The sequence below is a fragment of the Sulfitobacter sp. R18_1 genome (genome assembly GCF_017743915.1).
Classification (GTDB): Bacteria; Pseudomonadota; Alphaproteobacteria; order Rhodobacterales; family Rhodobacteraceae; genus Sulfitobacter; species Sulfitobacter faviae.
Genome location: NZ_JAGHRG010000001.1, coordinates 137,654 through 154,448 on the forward strand (window position 1 = coordinate 137,654; position 16,795 = coordinate 154,448).

Consider the following 16,795-nt stretch of genomic DNA (forward strand, 5'->3'; position numbering starts at 1 on the left):
ATTAAAGCCAGAAGAGCCCTATTTTATTCATTAAGGCAATCGAAAAATATCGAACAACATGGACTACAAAGAAAAACGGGAGCAAGAAAATTTCTGCCCCCGTTAATAACCCTCAATACACCCGCTAAAACGGGGTAATGTTAGCTGGACCCGTCGTTCATTACCCGGAACCAACGCTGTTTAAACGAGTTCTCTGGAAGGCAGCCCTCATCGTAAGGGAAGAGGCCATTTTCGTCAGGAAGGTAAACCTGAACCAGATTCAGGTCTCGTCCCTTAGCTCTGGCACGCTCCGCCAAAACATGGGCAAACTTAACGGCGTAGCCCTCTGGCACCGGAGCCAGGGAGACATTACCATTTTCGATGATACCGGACATCAGGACTGGCTGAGTGCCCTCAATGGTGCGGTTAGCACCGAGGTTTTCTGCCACCTTAGAGATGATGTCGACCATCTGATCATGCTCAAAACCGATCATCAGAAGGTCCGAGGTCGATTTATCCGCCAGACCAACGGTGTATGCAAAATTCATTTTGCTGACGTCTGATTTATCACCAATAATGGCAAACCCATTATCTTTGATGAAGGTTTCAATTTGGTCCTGATCTTCCAGTGTCGCTGTGGTCATGAATACTTCCGTCCTTTATGTCAATACGACTATACTTCATCCTTCTTCTTTGGAAATCAATAGGTAAACGCTGACTTCAATCTAAAGAAGGGGAATTGTAACCGAGATGCAGCGATTAAATACATCTATGGATAGTGCTGAAGAAGGACTTCTAACACTCAAAACGTCCCTTCCCAACACTCTTGCAGATAGTTATCGATCCAGTGAGGTGGTCAATTCGAAGTATACCGTTCGGAAGAGCCTCCATGCCATACCTCTGGCTCAGTGCCAAAAATATGATCGCAATCGCATTTAGGGCTACCGCAGCGGCCAAGACCTTGTGACGAATGTTCGAACTCATAATAGCCTTCCTGTTTATTTCATTACAGGAAGGCTATCAGCGAAATTATGTGGTGACTAGTTCAGAGAGGGATGCTTGAAGGACACTTCGAGGCATCTAACGATCTTCTCTAAGAGCCCAAAGCTCGCCTCGAATTTTATCTGCTCCCTCGACAATCGCACCTGTAATCGCTGTCCATTCAACAAAATGCGTAAGATCGCGGTCGACCTCTCCTGTCGACCAGCGTGCAACGATCTCTTTATTGCAACGAACAGTGATCGATTCATCCGTACGCTCGGCAACAAAGGGATGTCCCTTGAGGGTCACACACCGATCATAGTGAGACAGATCACGCCCCCAGCGATCCAGACCTCGACGCTGATTTACCGCAAACTTCATGGATGGATCCGTGGCCATGGCATAGTTCTCAGCAAAGGTGGCATCATCAACGCCCCAGTAGAACTCGCCGCACCCTGAACAGCGCCAGCCTGCTCGGCCGACACCCGAACTGCGCTTTACCCAAGGCAGAATTCTCCGCGTGTTGCTGTTCCAACTGGTGCTGAATTCCCAGATGTGGCTGCGCCAGAAGAGGCCGAAAATCTTAGGAGCTTTCGAGCAAGGGCCGTTGGGTGGCTTGCGATAATGATTGAGTGCAGGCATGACTATTATCCTATGGCTTAAATAAATTTGTGAGACCAGTGAGTTACTACCGGATGCCCTTGAATAGGCTGCGAAACAGGCGCCAGATTGGCTTGAGGAAAAGGACTTCGTCCACACCTCTGGAGAATGCCTTCTTATCCAAGCTAACGGGGCGCTTTCGATCATCGTTCATCAGGTCGAAGACCTCTTTTTACGCGGTCCGATAACCATGACAGGTTCGCCCTTGTCAGCATCCCATTTATTCATCTCGAGAACATTAATATGGATCGTAACGTGTTTTTCGGTGTGTGGCCCCTTCGGGAAGATATCGGTCGCGACATCAACGACCCGGCCGGTAATCCAGATAACTTCACCGTCAGGATAAGGCCCCCGGTGATCTTGCATCATTGAAAACTTTTCACCGATGCAAGGCTTCGAAAGGCCATCAAGGTAGCCAGCCCACGCGCAATCTTCGTGCTCATCAGCATTTGCATCATAGATATTCCACATTACCAGAGACATCATCGGCTCCATTCCTAACTCTTTATATTTTTATGGTCGCGGCGACGCGCTTTAGGCTTCTGCCCGGAAGGACTTCCCACCGACCTCTAGGTCAACCCCCGCTTCCATCGCCTTGATCCGCGTGCGTACAGTAGCTTTTAACCATGCCAGACCCTCCTGCCCCAGATCTCCCCAGGCATACGCTGAGAATTCATGCTTCCCGGACAGCCCATGCGGCCACCAAGCCACCTTGACCTTGAGGCAGGTTGGATCGGTCTGAATACTGTATTGTCTAGTAATCGGCAGCATAGCTTCATAAAACTCTCGCGCTGCATGCATGTCCTGACCGCGCCAAGACTGGATCACTAGGTTCGTAGAGTGATGATCGGTGACCCCAATCGCTTCTTGGATGAGGTCGTAATGCAGTTCCTGATCATCATCATACGAATGATCTTCGATCTGACGGTGAAGTTCTTTTAGCTTAGCAAGCCGATCCATGCATAGACCCCAATACATCTAAAGTTATCATCACTATCCACCGAAATAGGCAAGAATACAATACTTAAGAATGCTTGACCTTTATTATCTACAAGCATAGAATTATTTATTACCAGAAAATGAACGTTTATCACTCGTTGTATTTCAAACAGAAAGCGACAACACATGATCCCTATGCGAGGCGCTGGGCGCGACTACCAACTGGCCAATGCGGGACCTCAAATCCCCGGCGATCAACCAGATGGATCCCCTGAGCCCTGCCTATGCGGTGGAGGTCATCCAAATGGGAAGGTCACTGAGGGTGGCTGGCACAAGGTCTGCTGTGACCGGTGTGGGTTATCTACGACGGCAAAGAAGCTCCAGGGGACCGCTCTGAAGGACTGGAATGAAGGTAAGCTTCATCAACGGTCACGCTGATAGCCGGTCACCTGATGAGGACGGCCGGTCGACAACCCAGCTCCCATCTTCCTGTCGGACCTCGCGAAGATCCTCGTTAATACGGCTAAGTTCGATCCCACCACTTTTATGGCTGATCAGACGCGCGGGGCGCCGGTACACAGTCTTTCCCTTATCAGGGCTTTCATATACATACTTCATGAAAATATGATAACACCACGACATTAAACGGCACTTAATGTTTGATTGATATGATCTCCTGCACAAAGGAGATACCTATGCCTGATACAAAGAAATTAGACCTCGAAATAACACTCGCATTCCCCGATGGTGTCGACACCGCCGCACGCGAACGTAAAATTGTTGCCGCCGGGTGGGAGGACTGCGCATCCTTTTTTATGGGGGTTCCCACTCTTGTTCAGATCACAATTCCAGTTGATGAAATCGGTCAGGCGCCCGGAGAGCTGCTGAAACTCCAGAACTATCTAGGCTCCGATATGCCCGATGCCGAAGTTATCGACGTCGGCGGTGACTGCATGGACCTGGTGACAGAGACAGCACGGGAATAGGAAGCAAGGTCCTAAAGATAAAGTTTAGGACAGCCTCACTGGATCGATTTAGATGTTAGAGGCGTATAATATTGACAACTAACGTTGCACCCTATAGGCAACACATGAATAGTCATGAATATTTCTGAAATTACGACGCATGGATCTCAGCACCAAAGCTCGCGCAAAGATAAAAAGCCCCGTCGCAGCAGAACGTGAATGACGGTCGAAACCTTTTAATTTTCTCTTGGGTCAAACGAATATGAAGCACCAACGTAAAAACAGAAAGCCCGTCGACAGACGCTACAGTCATGACGCCTACCAGAACGGATATGCTCGCCAACCTGATGAAGAAGGTCAGATCAGGGTCGGCAAAACTGGATTTCTGGACAAATCAATGCACGGCGCAGCCCAGATAGACACCTTCAGCGATTCCCATGTAGCAGCCCAGATCGGCAATGACTTCTCCAATGGTCACCGAGGGATGGCCCGAGCTATCAAAGGTGCCAAGAAGTTTGTGCGATCAAGGGTGCGCGCAAAAGCAAAGATGAAGATGAAACAGATCGAAAAAGAGATCGACAGTTTAGACGATTGACCGACCGCCATAGTGAACCAAGACTGGGGACCTTCAGTTATCCCCGTCAGGCCGTACATGTGACCAGCCTCTGGCCATCCCTACTTTGCTATTAACGAAGTGGATGCACTTATCGCAAACCGGGGATCCGCACAAAGCATCGCCACAGTTCACTTCGCATAATTTCACAGCTGGATCACCGCATCCCATACAGAGGACGCCCTCCTCATTCTGGCGCTGCTTTAAAAGCACCTTGAGGATCGCAATCAGGTACGCGTGGAGCCGATACCTATGCTCCACCCGGATGACGTCACCGGTGGTCATATTTTCTAGTACACAGATACTCATATCGCTTTCGGCCGGAGTGGCGTAGGTCTGCATATAGCCATGGACCAGCTCCCTGCGAAGACGCTCTACGGATTCACTGGCCTTACTGTTCTGGCGCCAGATGTTTACGGCAGCCTGGGCGCGACTGTCGGAACCATGGTCGCCATCCCAACGCGGAGGAAATGCCTTCTGGCACATCCTTGTATGCCCCATTGTCTCATATTTGAGAGCTGCCTCGAGAGCAGAGCGAAGACGGTCCAAATCTGATGTCTTACCGATCATACTGAATGGTTTCCTGTACAAAAGCAGAGCCGACGTATGGCTGCAAACAATCTACCACCCGCAGATGGTCAGCTCAATAATAAATACATATTATATATGGATATCTATAAATATCAGTTAAATATACATTACTTTTTATTTAATCATATCCGTCAATATTATTAACGTGCCAAAAAATCAAGGAAACACACATGTCCATTATTCTCCCCTTTGATATGAAAGATCGCAAAGCTTCGATAGAGAACCACTGCGGCGAAACCTTCCGAGAAGGAGACGACTATGACGGTCTCGCGCTCTGCATAGAGATCAAAAATGAAGAAGAGGCCAAGTTGATTCAAGAAGCTCTGAGTGCGAAAAATGCAGAGCTATTTGTAAATATTTAGCAGTCTGAAAATTATCCAGCGATAAATAAGCGAAGCCCGGCCCAATGAGCTGGGCTTCGAACTCATTAGCGATACGATCTCTGACCGTATTACATCTCGCCGAGAAGCGGTAGCAAAGGGGTCTCAATACTGGCGGTCGATTCAATCATGCGGCCTGCTTCTCGCGCTGGGCTTCCAGATAGCTGATGCGAACCTTAATCAAGGCGATCAGCCAGGCTTGAGATTCACAATCTACATGCCCCCAGCCTTCGCCCTGATGCTCGACACCAGCACTGAGCCCGTCAGGCCACCAGCAGACCTGAACACGCAGGCAAGTTGGATCAGTTTCAATAGAGAACTGCTTCATACCCGGCATCAGGTAGTTGTGAAGCTCTTTGGCGGCATTCATATCCGATCCCCGCCACGACTGGATCGCCCAAGAAGTCGGAACATGCTCTTCGAAGCCAAATGCTTCCTGAATCAGATCGTAATGCTTCTTCTGATCGTCATCATAGCGATGATCTTGGACCAGAGGGATCAGTTCATTCAGTTTTTGGATTGCATCAGTCAACTCAGAGTTCTCCAGCATGTGTGGTTCCAAGCAAAGTATCATTTAGCGTCCATTAACTCAATGATAAAGGACACCTATCCATGCACAATAATAAAGAGGACAAGATAATCGTGAAAAAGGCCCCCGAAGGGAGCCTTAATAATGCGAGTACGCCTTACCGTGGTATGCCGACCTCAAAGGGTGCGTTTGCAACAGCGTCCAAAAAGGAAGCCTCGCTGTCTGCTGCTAAATAAAGCATATGGATTGCTTTGATAAAAATCAAGCCTAACGATCCGATAATATGCATTATCTACCACCAGCATCTCGTCCTGGTGCTCTGCATCGAAATCAAAGATCCCGAAGAGGCTGATGCGGCTCGGGAAGCACTCAAAGAGAAGTGAGGGTATTAGATCACCGCGAGGCTTAATCCTCCGGTAATCCATCATGGATATGATCTAAGGTAGCAAAGATGGAGAATTATACGTGATCGATAAGACCTGCCGACTGTTCATTAAACATGTTCGAAAACTAGAATCGATACATGAATTCGCGCCATCATATTTTGTGGCTGCACTATGCTTAGTTCTTTTCACTCTATTGATAGTGGGTGCTCTACTCGCGTATATGGCAGGATGGCATCTAGGCGTATCCTTTTTACTGTCCGTTGTCGCAACGCTCTTACTCCACTTATGTCTGGATGTTTTGACCGACGTGAACATGACCAAGCTTTATCGAGACGACGATTAATGGGTGACGTTTAGCTCTCTTTAAGCCGTAAAGGTAAAAGGTGCCATAAATCTATGCAGACTTAGCTCTCTGTCGGTACGCGCTATAGAGGCCCGCCTCTTTGGCTTCCAAGATAGCAAGCAGCCACGCTCGTGCATCATCATTGTGCCTACCGGCGCCCTTGATCATCTTGTCCATGTCGCCCACCGACAGGCCATAAGGCCACCAACAGATGCGGACCGTGGTCCCTGAGCTATCTCGGAGGATTGCATACTCTAGCGTGCCAGGAAGGAACATATCCGCTAATTTACTTGCTGCATCAAGTGAACCGGTCTTGCAAATGCTCTCAATATACAACGCGATCTCAGTGAAATTATCGAAGTTCACATCTCTGCTCGCACGGCCGCTATCTATGATGCCTTGTATTGATGCCCGTGACGAACTCTTCCAGGGGAAGCCCTTCTTGATTGAAGTGCTTAGCTCGCGGATAAAATCCATTTTATTCATGTCTGCTCCAACTTGCTACTCCAGCGCAAGGCTACCGTAGGTTGAAGACGGGTGACAAGGAGTTTCTGAGAACGCTCGTATGTACTCAGGAAAGCTATACCTACAGAGAGGTGCCGTCAAAAAATTACCCCACGCGCTCTGCATGGGGTAAATAAGGAAGCCAATCCTATGGCATTTTCTCAACGAGTTTCTCAATATCGACTTTGAGATTCTCACCCTTTCTTTTTAGGGTCCGCAATGCGGCGACATGCGCTGGGAGGAGATCTTTCAATACCACAATGGGCGGGTGGAAAGCGGCCTTAAGTTGCTTAAGGGTTGCGGTTAGCGGGTTGCCAGCATCGGAGATCACCAAATATCTAGGTGTTTCCCCTTCTCCAGAAACAAGCCCAACTTGAACAGCATTCCCCATATTCCGGCCATCCCGAGTAGGAAGAGAAGCCATTTCGACCGTATAGTCTCCGTGCGCCAATCTTTCGATCCATGGAACACTCAATAGCTCGGCTTCAGTTGCTTTAACGGACATAATAACTTCTTCCTATGATTATGGTTTACCAATGACAGTAATTAATTCTGTTATCATTGACAACATTAAAAGAGAGCCTCAATATTTCTACTGAGGCTCTCTTTTGCTATTCTATATATGATTTCCGCTTATAATCTAGAAGTCACCATCAATCTCTTCATCATGATAGTGCTCTTGGAAATGCTCTTCCTGCTCTTTCCTGAATTCCAGATATGTAAGAAGAGGAGCGTCGATGACGGCGATATCTGTCCAGTTGTAGTAGGCGTTGACACCTTTGACTTCATCGTTGATAGAAAACATCCGGTCCGCAATATAATCGGTATCGCTGGTATCAATACGTTGGCATACGTCAAAGACATCGTACCCTTCATTCATGTATGAATGGGTAGCACCAAGTGATTGACCCAAGCTCGTATGAATATAGGTCGTGGAGAGTAACTCATGATAGTCTTCATCATGTTTTAGCCCAAACCCTTTGATGGCCTCATCGACGATCCCTTTGTAGGTTTCTGACTCATCTTCCGTTTCTTCGAGGTTCATTCGACGCGTCAGGGCATGATAAATCTCAAGAGGCTTACCCTCCACTTCGTCAAACGCCACATTCCAGTCGCCTTCAATTTGATCGCAGGCCTCTTCAAGAAAAATAACTCGCTCCACGGCCGGGGCCCGGAAGATGACCAGGCGGTTATTCAGAGTTTCAAATCTAGTGAGCCCCAGCTTCCCTCCCGGGATAGAAAGGGACCACTGAAGCGAGGATGCTGCTTGGACGCTTACAGGATACCACTTCGTGTACTCCTCACCTCGCATCTTGATGCCGACCTGCCCCCAGTAACCGGTCACCTCATCACGGCTCTCGTCTTCTTCATCATCGTCATCGTCAGCACGGAGATACATAAGAACGCTGTCTGTCGAAGCGCCCGGGCGACCGTCAAGGTAGTCGATATCGATACCGAGGAGCATCGCAATATCACGTTTCACCGTAAGGTTCGGTTCCCGTTCACCCGCTTCCCATGCTTCGACATCTGCGACCGAAGCCTTGACCATCTCTGCAAGATTACTGACTGAGTACCCTCGAAGGACACGCAAGTATTCTAAGTTTTTCATGAAGTTCTCCAAATTTCACAAGATTACTACCAGAGCCACCGGCAGACCGCAAGGATATACAAGGATGTATCCGAAGACCCTAGAATCTAATCATATCCAAGATCTTTGGATAACTACCAATTAACCACGACTGCACAGTTACCTCTCAATCAGTGAGGAGTACCCAGTGTCTTATATTATCGATCCCCAAAGCAGGACATTCGGTGCAACCTATATAGCTCCTTCGGCCCGCCGCATCGGCGCAAGCTACGAGCCTTTCGATGCAGTCGCCTCAATGGGAAGAGTAACATTGGGGAATGACCTTCTTCACTGTGGCTCAACTCTAGATATCAACACGCAACTGGCAGCCAACTTCGCCCGCAATAAGGCGACGTCTTCAAGCCTCCTCAGGCGTGCCGGTATTAGAGTTCCGGACGAGGTAGTGATACCGAGCCCACGTTGGCAAACATCACAGCCCGCACTAGAAGTTCTTAGGGAGTTTGCAGACGGACATGAGGTTGTCGTCAAACCAAACTCCGGGACGCGTGGGATTGGCGTAACTCTGCATGGAGACCTGTTATCCGCTCTCCGTGCCGCCTGGGAAAGCTCAGATGATGCAGTCCTACTCCAAAGGCGTGTAAGGGGCCCTGAGCTACGTGTCTATTACCTGCGGGGACGCATCATTGGCGGATATTGGCGCCGCCAAGACAACGACGGATTTGGCAACCTTTCCTCAGGGGAGGTCCCTGAGCTATTCCTTGGTGCTGACCTACCTTCCGAGATCGCGGAGATAACCACACAGTCAGCTCAAGTCTTGGGGCTAGACTATTCTGGCTTTGATATCATTGTCGGGGATCTCGGACCCGTTATTCTTGAGGCAAACGCATCCCCCAGGTTCAATGCAGCGAGCACCCACCCAGGTGGAGAGGAATGGTCAGCAACGCTAATGGATACCATCCTCACCGAAGTGCTCAAAGCTTCGTCAAGATAATCGACCTCGAGCTCCAGCCATGCCATCTTGAAAATTCGCGCGGATTAATGGTTCTCGAAGTTCGTATACATGGTTACAATATGAAAGGCACCTACAGATACTACCGTAGATGCCTCTTATGTACGTTATTCGGGCTTATCTCTATACCGAGATCGCCCACCCCTGCGGGTGTTCATCAATAAAGCGACGGACGAGCAGAATGATGTCTTCCGCAGCATTCCCTTTCTTGGGGCTGCCATATTTTTCATCCGCTTCAGACAGAGGCCCATCGAACATTCCTCTAGCCTTCCCCTTATTCAGCAGATCTCTGGTTTTCTCACCGTTGATCAGCTCAGTCAGCACAAAGTTAGATGTGCGGTCCGCCATATATTGTGGCGCCGGTATGCTGATTACAGGTCCGGCCGAGCACGGGTTCACTGTACACAGCTCAATAAGAAAGCGACCAAGGTCCTGGGGACTATCAACAAGCCCGTAGGTGTCTTCAACAACGCTCATGTTAACCGGACCGCGCATACTGCCTGGCTTATTGGGACCAGAACCGTCTTTCTTCAGCATCGTCACCAATCTTGCGTCGACGCCAAAAAATATGGTGCCATTATCATCGACATGCACAGCCGCTGTTCCGTAGTCACTATCCAAAGATACTGGGCTGCGAGCTTTCAGTACTGATGCAAACGTAAGATGGATGTCAGGGAAGGCACTCTTCACCATAGTCACGATCTTCTCCGGATCCTCAAAGAGGCGCCCATCACGTATGATGAGAACCTTTCCTTGCCGAATTGGTGACTTCCTGATCACCCCTATGATGAGGTTAGCCAGCTCTTCGTCTTCTCTTTTTTCGTTAGCATCCAGGCTTCCGGAGATGTCCGCGACAGCTCCTCCTGCAAACATGCCGATCCCGGCGGCGCAAACACCCCGCCTGGACTGCCGGGACACATCAATACCAATAGAGAGCTCAAAAAGAGGGTTGTTCGGATACCTAGGCGCAATCATGCCTGATTTCACACCCATACCCTGCTGTACGTGCCCTTGACGAGGATAAAACATCTGGGAAACCGCCCCGAACTTTTCGTTGTCCTCGTTCATCTTGAAGGCATCCAGACCCTGGAAGTTGAACTTCTGGGCGGCACAGATAATTCTGAGACGGTCGTAGCTGAGAACGTATCGGCTATTGCCTATTTTTTGGCCACCTTTCTTAAACGCAGGCATCACAATCGCATCGGTTTCAGGGTTTTCTTTTTTGTACTCAGCAAGGAAGGCGCTGAATTCCTCCTCACCTTCTTCCTCGGTCGGTACAAAATGGATCGGGATGACCTCAGTGTCAGGGTTCTGTGAAATCCGGATAATACCAGCGCACGCACGCTTCAGAGCATCCCCATAGAGATCGGTAGCAAGGATTACCGTCATCGGACCTGGAATGGATGGTGTGGTCCGCCTATGGGGAGTTTGGTACACTTGAACCGGCAGGTCGACGAAGGACCCAAAAATATGAGATATCTCAGCCTTATCCCGGAAGAACTCCCGAACACGATCCGTCTTGTTGGTAACATCGTTCGAAGCTTGCGGCCCTTCACGGATATAATCCATAGCCGCCTTAATATCATTGCGAAGGCGTGTCCCCAGCTCGGTAAGCTTAGCCTCGTGGTCTTTTAGTCCGGAAAACCCAGATGATGGCAGGATGGCCAGGTCCCTGAGGGGATAGTGAGTGAACTCTGTGTTGGACGAATTCGAGAACTTATGTGTTGTGCCCGACCAGACTCTCCCATCAAGTTCTTCGTCAGTGATCCGATCAGCCTTCCTCATGTAGGATAGCTGCCTGTCGCCATCCTGCATCCCAAAAGCACTTAGAACCACCTTGTAGGGCTTACCATTCTTCGGGCGGATGTCCTCCACGGGGAGATAAAGGCCCTTGCCCTGAGAATTCTCAGCAAACACGTCGGTGGCTGAAAAGCGATCCTTGAAATATGTTTTGAACCGCTGCTTGAGCACGCAGACCAGATTCCCATTGTAATCGGTGAACGAAATCTCGAAGGCATCCTTTACTTCAGCCTCGCCGAAGGTACGCTCCTTTTCAGTGAGTGTTTGCTCAGGGCTGAGGATAAGGCCATTCTTGATGAGGCCATCAGACACCTCCTCCATCTTAGCCGAGATCAGCCGCACAAGGATCTGTCGGCCGCCAAGCCCATCTGATGTGGCATCAATGAGGTCCTTGATCGTTTGCGCTTCTGCAACGCGAGCCCGAACCAGGCTGAGATCGCCGTCCTGATAATATTCAGAACCGGAATCAAGGATTGTTTCTGCCAGTTCTCGATCAAACGGCAGGCAGGTGAACTCGTCACTCAGCGGCGCCATCGTAGTTCTCATCAGGTCGTTGCTATCGACTTCAACAAGGTCAAACATAATATTCTCCATTCATTTATATAAATTGCGCTTATGCTGTCAGCAGCTCTTCAGGGTTCGAGATCTCTTCGGCGAAACGCTGGACTGAGCAGTGCGCACGGCCTTCACAGGTCATGCAGTCCTCAGCTGTCGGCTCTCGGCCGTCCTCTCCAAGAGACTGGGCGAGCCAACGCTCCTCCTCGTATTCAGACTGACCGCCATTGGTGGCACCACATCCGAAGAACGCGCTTCCAGTCGTTACGATGTCAGGTATTACACCCAGATCAGCTGCGCGCACTCTTTGGAACATCGAATAGGTTGCATCACCCTTCGGAGAAATCAAAACCCAGTCAGAGTTCTGAGGCTGCTCGGGAAAGTCCTCGAATGCGGGAGGTGTCAGATCTCCCTTTTCAGAAATATGATCTACCAGTTCAGGTGAGCCCAGCATGAGAGGCGCTGGAAGCAGAACAAGTTCAGCTGTCTCAGTCTTTGCTGCTGGTGCGTGTTTTCCAACCAGGAATGAATAGAGATCAGCCTGTTCAAATGACTTCTGACCGGCGGCCGCCAATGTTGTTGGAATTACCTTCCAGTCCGCCAATTTGGTTTCACCAGTTGCATGGCTGATGATGGCAAGATCGGTTGCGCCGGACATGACGTCACCACCAGGAACAGAATTCCGCAGGAAGCGCTCGATGATGATCTCATCGCCTCGAGCTGCTGCCTCCGGGACGGCACGCAGAACTTCGCTGCCCACCCATGCGCAGGCAACATGCGTCATCAGCGTATTCATAATATATCGAAGGATAGCATCAGCGATGTCAGAGCCTTCAGACTGAAGCGCCATCCTGTTCTGCGTCAGCTTTATTGCCATATACTGGAAACACTCAGGTTTTTTCTGAAGTGCCTCGAGAACGACCTTCCAATCGGTCTCATTGGGGTGCTGCTTCAAGATGTCAGTGATACTTGTGAAATATGGTGGCTCCTTGGGAGGCTCTTTGAGGATACCAGCCAGGCTCGCGCAGATTGATGCCATCATCCGGTGCAGGGTTCTCTGATACGATGGCCCCATCGGGTAGGTCACCTTCTCGAACTCAGATAGGGTCTGCGACCGAATGCAGGTTTGCACGCGTTCGATCTGGCTATGAGTGATCTCCATCGACCGGGTGGCGCCTCCGGACTTCTTATCGATACAGTTGAAGTCATCTTCCCACTCTTCTGACAGGCCGATCTCTTCAAGAGATTTTATGAAAAGAGCATTCATATGTTTCTGAACCAGGGCGCCTTCACTCTTGATCGAGCCGTCTGCACCAAAATCCTTAGGATCACCGAGGATCTTATTCTTTAGAGGGAAGCAGGCCTTCGGTGCGACTACGCTTAATGTCGAGCACGCTCTGGTCGATGCTACGTATAAAAGGTCTCGATAGGACTGGGCGTCGGTTTCATTGCCACCTTTATTGCTGAGAACCAAAACAACATGGCTCCACTCCAATCCTTTGGATCCGTGAATAGTGGCCAGGTCGAGTATCCCAGATGTGGGCTGAAGGACGTTTTGGGTGTTACCGGCAAGCGTGACGTGCTGAACATCACCTGCAAATGACCTGATCGTCGACCGGTGCATGCTTTTTGATACGCACGCGATTGTAGCATCGCCACGTCTCCCATTGAGAGCATGGGTGATCTTCGACACGAGGCCCTTCTCTACGCCATCCTTAAGCAAGGCATTACGAACGCTGGCCACCTCGCCATAAAAATTCCGAGTATTATTCGCCCAGATAGATGAGCTAACTTTTATGGCAGGTGAATCCGGGGACTGGGGTGGCTCCTCATCATCTACGAGAGATCTTCTTCGCATTGTAGAATAGATGTCAGCGTGGAACTGGCCGAGCCTATCCGCTTCCTGGATATCGTTCAGGAAGTAAGCACTGAACTCATTGGACGGATCCTGGCTTGCCTTTTCAAGTTCTCGGGAAAGGTCTGCACAAGACTTCGGCAACGTCGTGGAGTGAATGCATTTGTACATACACTCGATGCCAATCTTCAGTGCAGAGTCTGAGACACCTCTGGGACTAAATATGAGTTCTGAGACTGAACCGGCCACCCAGTTCATATCTTCGCCGCCATATAGTTCGCCAAAGTAGCGCACCATTCTCTTCATCATGTCTGAGAAGGCTTTCGTCAGCATCAAGCGATATGGAGCGAGTTCCGGGAGCACCTGATCTTCGAACAGTGGCGCCTCTTTGGTGCCATACGCTTGCAAGGCAAGCATGCTCTCGACTTTCTCTTCGACGGCACGCTCCCAATCTGCTCTGCGGCTGGCCTGGTTCTTGATGGGATCGACATATCCTTGTCCGGAAGCTTTAACCATGCCTGTGTTCGGGGTCAGGAAGAAGGTCATGGCGAACGATGCGAGCAGACACGAGGTTGGGATCCCAAATGCAGCTTTTGGTTTTCCACCGGAGACAGAATACCATGAACGAGGTTTAAGCAGGCAGTTCTTGGAGCTGTGTACGCGTATCTCTGTTTCATCGAGATCAGGGTGCATACGTAGCAGCCATTGGCGATCAGACTCGTTCCAGCCGCCGGGCGCCAGGAAGGCAACACTTGCTCCGCGTTTAAGGTCAGCAACAATATGATCTAGATGGTCACGAAAATCTTGGCCGCCCAGATCTGAGAAAGCCTTACCGTTCTGAGGCAACTCTTCTTTGGAGAAGCCCATGGCTACCTGCGCAAGAGACCCTGAAGACACCTTGGTATCTTTGTTGAGGATTTGAATGGGGTCAAAAATTACGACATCATCATCAATAACATTGTCGACGTCTTCTCTGTCCTGCTTGGTACCTTCCAAGACGAAGAGCCCACCAGGTTTATTATCTTCAAAGGGCTGCCCGTAGTTCGTCCCCTTCTCTGGATCCTGAAAAGGGACAAAGCGCTTCAGTCCATCGAAGTGCTCCCTACCAGTCTTATCCCTCTGAGCTTTCGGCATCCTCCAGCTATGTGAGGATATCCTGTCTACAAGCGCCGGGACTTCTTCCGCAAATTTCGCGGCCGCATTCGTGATGTTCTTTGCACATCTTCTATTTCTGGGAAGTTGAACTTCTTGAGCATCCAGTTGACGGCCGCCGAAGGCAGTCGCCATCTCGGAGATGACTTCATCGGTGAAGATCCAGCTGCCCACAGCGTCACGGAACCGATACAGGGTCTGCAAGTGGTCGCCGATAAATACGACATCGGTTCCGCATCGCATCATGAAGAAGGCGAGAAGCACTTGGTGAAGTGAGCAGTCCTGAGCTTCATCGATCACGAGAAACTTCGGTATCCCCACTGAACGTGGATCGATACCACGCTTGCATATTTTTACGAGAGCAAGACAGACCTTCGCATAGATTTCTTCAGGGGTCTTTGGTCCAGAGTTGGAAACGACGTCATTTAGGTCGGTATCAATTGTCAGCGCGTCTGCTTTGGGTGGGAGCGTGGTTCTCATCAGGTTGAGGATGCTGTCGTATGTGGCGCCCTTCGGAGCCACAGTCTGATACGCTGAGAGCATTTCATGAATGGTTGCGAGCAGAAGGTCTTCGTCTTTGGAAGCTGGGAAATATACCTCGCTCTCCAATCCTCCAACATCGGTAATAACCGGAGATATTGCTTTCGCTAGCTCAGTGACGAGACTGTCGAGTGTCGTGAATCGAACTTGGCCATAAGATACCTCGTCGGAAGGATCTAGGTCGACACACCGTTTTCTTAGTTCTGCTGAAGCAGCATTTGTAAACGAGCACATAGTAATATCCTGTGCCCTGTATATCCCGGCGGAGATAAGAATTTTTGTGAGATTGGTAATCGTATAGGTCTTTCCGGACCCAGCAGTGGCTGCAATTACGATAGCGAATGAGAGTTCTGATAAATTGCGAGCGTCTTCTATCATACGCGCGAGGCGCTGATAGGCCTCGATACTGGTATCGACCATGGTGGTTCCTCAAATTTTAAGCGGCTACGCGAGCCTGTGGTTAGGGCGGTCACTCGGACCTGTTACTTTGGGTGCGCCACGCGGGCGCGAAATGAGCTAAGCTCAACTGGCAGTTACTACCACCAATATTAACAGAGGGTTAACGACACAAATATCGAAGTCAAGGGAAAGTCAGTGAGATCACTCCTGAAGTTTGGAAGCGATCTCATCCAGGTCCCAAATTCCCAGCTCAGCGATTTTGTCGGCAACTGGCTTTTGCGGCATCATTCCCCGCTTCTTGATGCACCACACGGCCGGGCCCCAGTCAGGATCCTTGATCCAGTGTTCGTAGACATCCTCGATATCTTTATACTCGATGCTCTCTGCATCGGCGCTCGCCCAGGCGAAGACGTCGTTACAGATAACATTGAGTGATGTCATCTTGCGCGCGCCTTCGGGCCACTCTTTCATCCAGTGATGGGAATTCAGGAATATGACTTCCGCCATCAGGAGAGCTGCGAGCATTTGCGGCTCTGCTTCGTGGTCACTTCGCTTACCAGACACATCTTCAGAGATGGCCATGTCAGCCTCGACGGCGCCACGCATGTACTCGAGGCACGCCTCGTGGCGCTCGATGTCGTCCAGAAATGCTTCAGCTTCTTTCCCGTTCACAACCAGGCTCCTTGATCAGATGTCGCCACCATAGAGATCATCGGTTAAAGGAGGGTTCACTGGGCAAGGTAAAATACGTGCAGAAAGACCTTATACGACACTTTTTACATCGAAATGATGTGACCTACCGGTAAGTCAAAGTTTCCCAATGTAAGATGATTTATTTCAATGTTTTCTACCGGCAATAAAAGGTATCTTACATCTTCTTACCGGTAAGATGCATGCAATAAGATGTAAGTCGATTTACATTACCGGTAATATACATTGCGGAGTTACGATACTTCTATCAATTCTCGCGCTAACCACTCTAGGAAGTTCATATACTCCTCTCAGGAGTTGTGTTACTCACTTTCAC

At 49.8% G+C, this 16,795-nt stretch carries 16 protein-coding genes; 5 read left to right on the plus strand and 11 right to left on the minus strand.

Annotation, left to right across the window (positions count from 1 at the left end; translation table 11 throughout):
- Nucleotides 1-140 precede the first annotated feature (140 nt).
- The 4 genes from J7392_RS00955 to J7392_RS00970 all read right to left on the minus strand — a co-directional run bounded on the left by J7392_RS00955 (nucleotide 141) and on the right by J7392_RS00970 (nucleotide 2,580).
- Nucleotides 141-623 (minus strand): DUF4262 domain-containing protein, encoded by a 483-nt coding sequence (locus J7392_RS00955; protein ID WP_209215711.1) that lies wholly within the window; start codon nucleotides 621-623, stop codon nucleotides 141-143.
- Nucleotides 624-1,059: 436 nt separating this feature from the next.
- Nucleotides 1,060-1,602 (minus strand): hypothetical protein, encoded by a 543-nt coding sequence (locus tag J7392_RS00960; protein WP_209215712.1) that lies wholly within the window; start codon nucleotides 1,600-1,602, stop codon nucleotides 1,060-1,062.
- 171 nt (nucleotides 1,603-1,773) lie between these two features.
- Nucleotides 1,774-2,115, minus strand: a complete 342-nt coding sequence (locus J7392_RS00965) for a hypothetical protein (protein ID WP_209215713.1) — start codon at nucleotides 2,113-2,115, stop codon at nucleotides 1,774-1,776.
- Between the two features lie 39 nt (nucleotides 2,116-2,154).
- Nucleotides 2,155-2,580 carry a hypothetical protein gene (locus J7392_RS00970; RefSeq protein WP_209215714.1) on the minus strand — a complete coding sequence of 142 codons (426 nt, stop codon included), beginning with the start codon at nucleotides 2,578-2,580 and terminating at the stop codon, nucleotides 2,155-2,157.
- A 674-nt stretch (nucleotides 2,581-3,254) separates the two neighbouring features.
- Between J7392_RS00970 and J7392_RS00975 the strand changes: the two genes are divergently transcribed.
- The 3 genes from J7392_RS00975 to J7392_RS00985 all read left to right on the plus strand — a co-directional run bounded on the left by J7392_RS00975 (nucleotide 3,255) and on the right by J7392_RS00985 (nucleotide 5,090).
- Nucleotides 3,255-3,545 carry a hypothetical protein gene (locus J7392_RS00975; RefSeq protein ID WP_209215715.1) on the plus strand — a complete coding sequence of 97 codons (291 nt, stop codon included), beginning with the start codon at nucleotides 3,255-3,257 and terminating at the stop codon, nucleotides 3,543-3,545.
- Nucleotides 3,546-3,786: 241 nt separating this feature from the next.
- On the plus strand, nucleotides 3,787-4,119 hold the full coding sequence (locus J7392_RS00980; RefSeq protein ID WP_209215716.1) for a hypothetical protein: 333 nt from the start codon (nucleotides 3,787-3,789) through the stop codon (nucleotides 4,117-4,119).
- Nucleotides 4,120-4,898: 779 nt separating this feature from the next.
- A complete protein-coding gene (locus J7392_RS00985; protein ID WP_209215717.1) occupies nucleotides 4,899-5,090 on the plus strand; it encodes a hypothetical protein in 192 nt (63 codons plus the stop codon).
- 145 nt (nucleotides 5,091-5,235) lie between these two features.
- On the opposite strand, the gene J7392_RS00990 is transcribed toward J7392_RS00985, so the two are convergent.
- Complete coding sequence (locus J7392_RS00990; protein ID WP_209215718.1) at nucleotides 5,236-5,658, minus strand: hypothetical protein; 423 nt, start codon at nucleotides 5,656-5,658, stop codon at nucleotides 5,236-5,238.
- Nucleotides 5,659-5,720: 62 nt separating this feature from the next.
- Here J7392_RS00990 and J7392_RS00995 point away from each other — a divergent pair, with 62 nt between their 5' ends.
- Nucleotides 5,721-5,873: a hypothetical protein gene (locus J7392_RS00995; protein WP_209215719.1), complete on the plus strand. Its 153-nt coding sequence runs from the start codon at nucleotides 5,721-5,723 to the stop codon at nucleotides 5,871-5,873.
- A 544-nt stretch (nucleotides 5,874-6,417) separates the two neighbouring features.
- On the opposite strand, the gene J7392_RS01000 is transcribed toward J7392_RS00995, so the two are convergent.
- The 3 genes from J7392_RS01000 to J7392_RS01010 form a co-directional block, all read right to left on the minus strand.
- The gene (locus J7392_RS01000) at nucleotides 6,418-6,852 is read right to left on the minus strand and encodes a hypothetical protein (RefSeq protein ID WP_209215720.1); all 435 of its coding nucleotides are present in this window, start codon (nucleotides 6,850-6,852) and stop codon (nucleotides 6,418-6,420) included.
- A gap of 166 nt (nucleotides 6,853-7,018) precedes the next feature.
- On the minus strand, nucleotides 7,019-7,375 hold the full coding sequence (locus J7392_RS01005) for a hypothetical protein (RefSeq protein ID WP_209215721.1): 357 nt from the start codon (nucleotides 7,373-7,375) through the stop codon (nucleotides 7,019-7,021).
- A gap of 135 nt (nucleotides 7,376-7,510) precedes the next feature.
- Nucleotides 7,511-8,479 carry a helix-turn-helix transcriptional regulator gene (locus J7392_RS01010; protein ID WP_209215722.1) on the minus strand — a complete coding sequence of 323 codons (969 nt, stop codon included), beginning with the start codon at nucleotides 8,477-8,479 and terminating at the stop codon, nucleotides 7,511-7,513.
- 166 nt (nucleotides 8,480-8,645) lie between these two features.
- Between J7392_RS01010 and J7392_RS01015 the strand changes: the two genes are divergently transcribed.
- The gene (locus J7392_RS01015) at nucleotides 8,646-9,449 is read left to right on the plus strand and encodes a hypothetical protein (protein WP_209215723.1); all 804 of its coding nucleotides are present in this window, start codon (nucleotides 8,646-8,648) and stop codon (nucleotides 9,447-9,449) included.
- A 141-nt stretch (nucleotides 9,450-9,590) separates the two neighbouring features.
- On the opposite strand, the gene J7392_RS01020 is transcribed toward J7392_RS01015, so the two are convergent.
- The 3 genes from J7392_RS01020 to J7392_RS01030 all read right to left on the minus strand — a co-directional run bounded on the left by J7392_RS01020 (nucleotide 9,591) and on the right by J7392_RS01030 (nucleotide 16,440).
- On the minus strand, nucleotides 9,591-11,849 hold the full coding sequence (locus J7392_RS01020) for a hypothetical protein (RefSeq protein WP_209215724.1): 2,259 nt from the start codon (nucleotides 11,847-11,849) through the stop codon (nucleotides 9,591-9,593).
- 31 nt (nucleotides 11,850-11,880) lie between these two features.
- On the minus strand, nucleotides 11,881-15,789 hold the full coding sequence (locus J7392_RS01025; protein WP_209215725.1) for a UvrD-helicase domain-containing protein: 3,909 nt from the start codon (nucleotides 15,787-15,789) through the stop codon (nucleotides 11,881-11,883).
- 180 nt (nucleotides 15,790-15,969) lie between these two features.
- A complete protein-coding gene (locus J7392_RS01030; protein WP_209215726.1) occupies nucleotides 15,970-16,440 on the minus strand; it encodes a hypothetical protein in 471 nt (156 codons plus the stop codon).
- Nucleotides 16,441-16,795 lie beyond the last annotated feature (355 nt).

Bases quoted from the DNA above. Each gene is read 5' to 3' on its own strand.
- J7392_RS01025 (WP_209215725.1), bottom strand. From the start codon at position 15,789: ATGGTCGATACCAGTATCGAGGCCTATCAGCGCCTCGCGCGTATGATA.
- J7392_RS00985 (WP_209215717.1), top strand. From the start codon at position 4,899: ATGTCCATTATTCTCCCCTTTGATATGAAAGATCGCAAAGCTTCGATA.
- J7392_RS01010 (WP_209215722.1), bottom strand. From the start codon at position 8,479: ATGAAAAACTTAGAATACTTGCGTGTCCTTCGAGGGTACTCAGTCAGT.
- J7392_RS00960 (WP_209215712.1), bottom strand. From the start codon at position 1,602: ATGCCTGCACTCAATCATTATCGCAAGCCACCCAACGGCCCTTGCTCG.
- J7392_RS00980 (WP_209215716.1), top strand. From the start codon at position 3,787: ATGAAGCACCAACGTAAAAACAGAAAGCCCGTCGACAGACGCTACAGT.
- J7392_RS00965 (WP_209215713.1), bottom strand. From the start codon at position 2,115: ATGGAGCCGATGATGTCTCTGGTAATGTGGAATATCTATGATGCAAAT.
- J7392_RS00990 (WP_209215718.1), bottom strand. From the start codon at position 5,658: ATGCTGGAGAACTCTGAGTTGACTGATGCAATCCAAAAACTGAATGAA.
- J7392_RS00975 (WP_209215715.1), top strand. From the start codon at position 3,255: ATGCCTGATACAAAGAAATTAGACCTCGAAATAACACTCGCATTCCCC.
- J7392_RS00970 (WP_209215714.1), bottom strand. From the start codon at position 2,580: ATGGATCGGCTTGCTAAGCTAAAAGAACTTCACCGTCAGATCGAAGAT.
- J7392_RS00955 (WP_209215711.1), bottom strand. From the start codon at position 623: ATGACCACAGCGACACTGGAAGATCAGGACCAAATTGAAACCTTCATC.
- J7392_RS00995 (WP_209215719.1), top strand. From the start codon at position 5,721: ATGCACAATAATAAAGAGGACAAGATAATCGTGAAAAAGGCCCCCGAA.
- J7392_RS01000 (WP_209215720.1), bottom strand. From the start codon at position 6,852: ATGAATAAAATGGATTTTATCCGCGAGCTAAGCACTTCAATCAAGAAG.
- J7392_RS01005 (WP_209215721.1), bottom strand. From the start codon at position 7,375: ATGTCCGTTAAAGCAACTGAAGCCGAGCTATTGAGTGTTCCATGGATC.
- J7392_RS01020 (WP_209215724.1), bottom strand. From the start codon at position 11,849: ATGTTTGACCTTGTTGAAGTCGATAGCAACGACCTGATGAGAACTACG.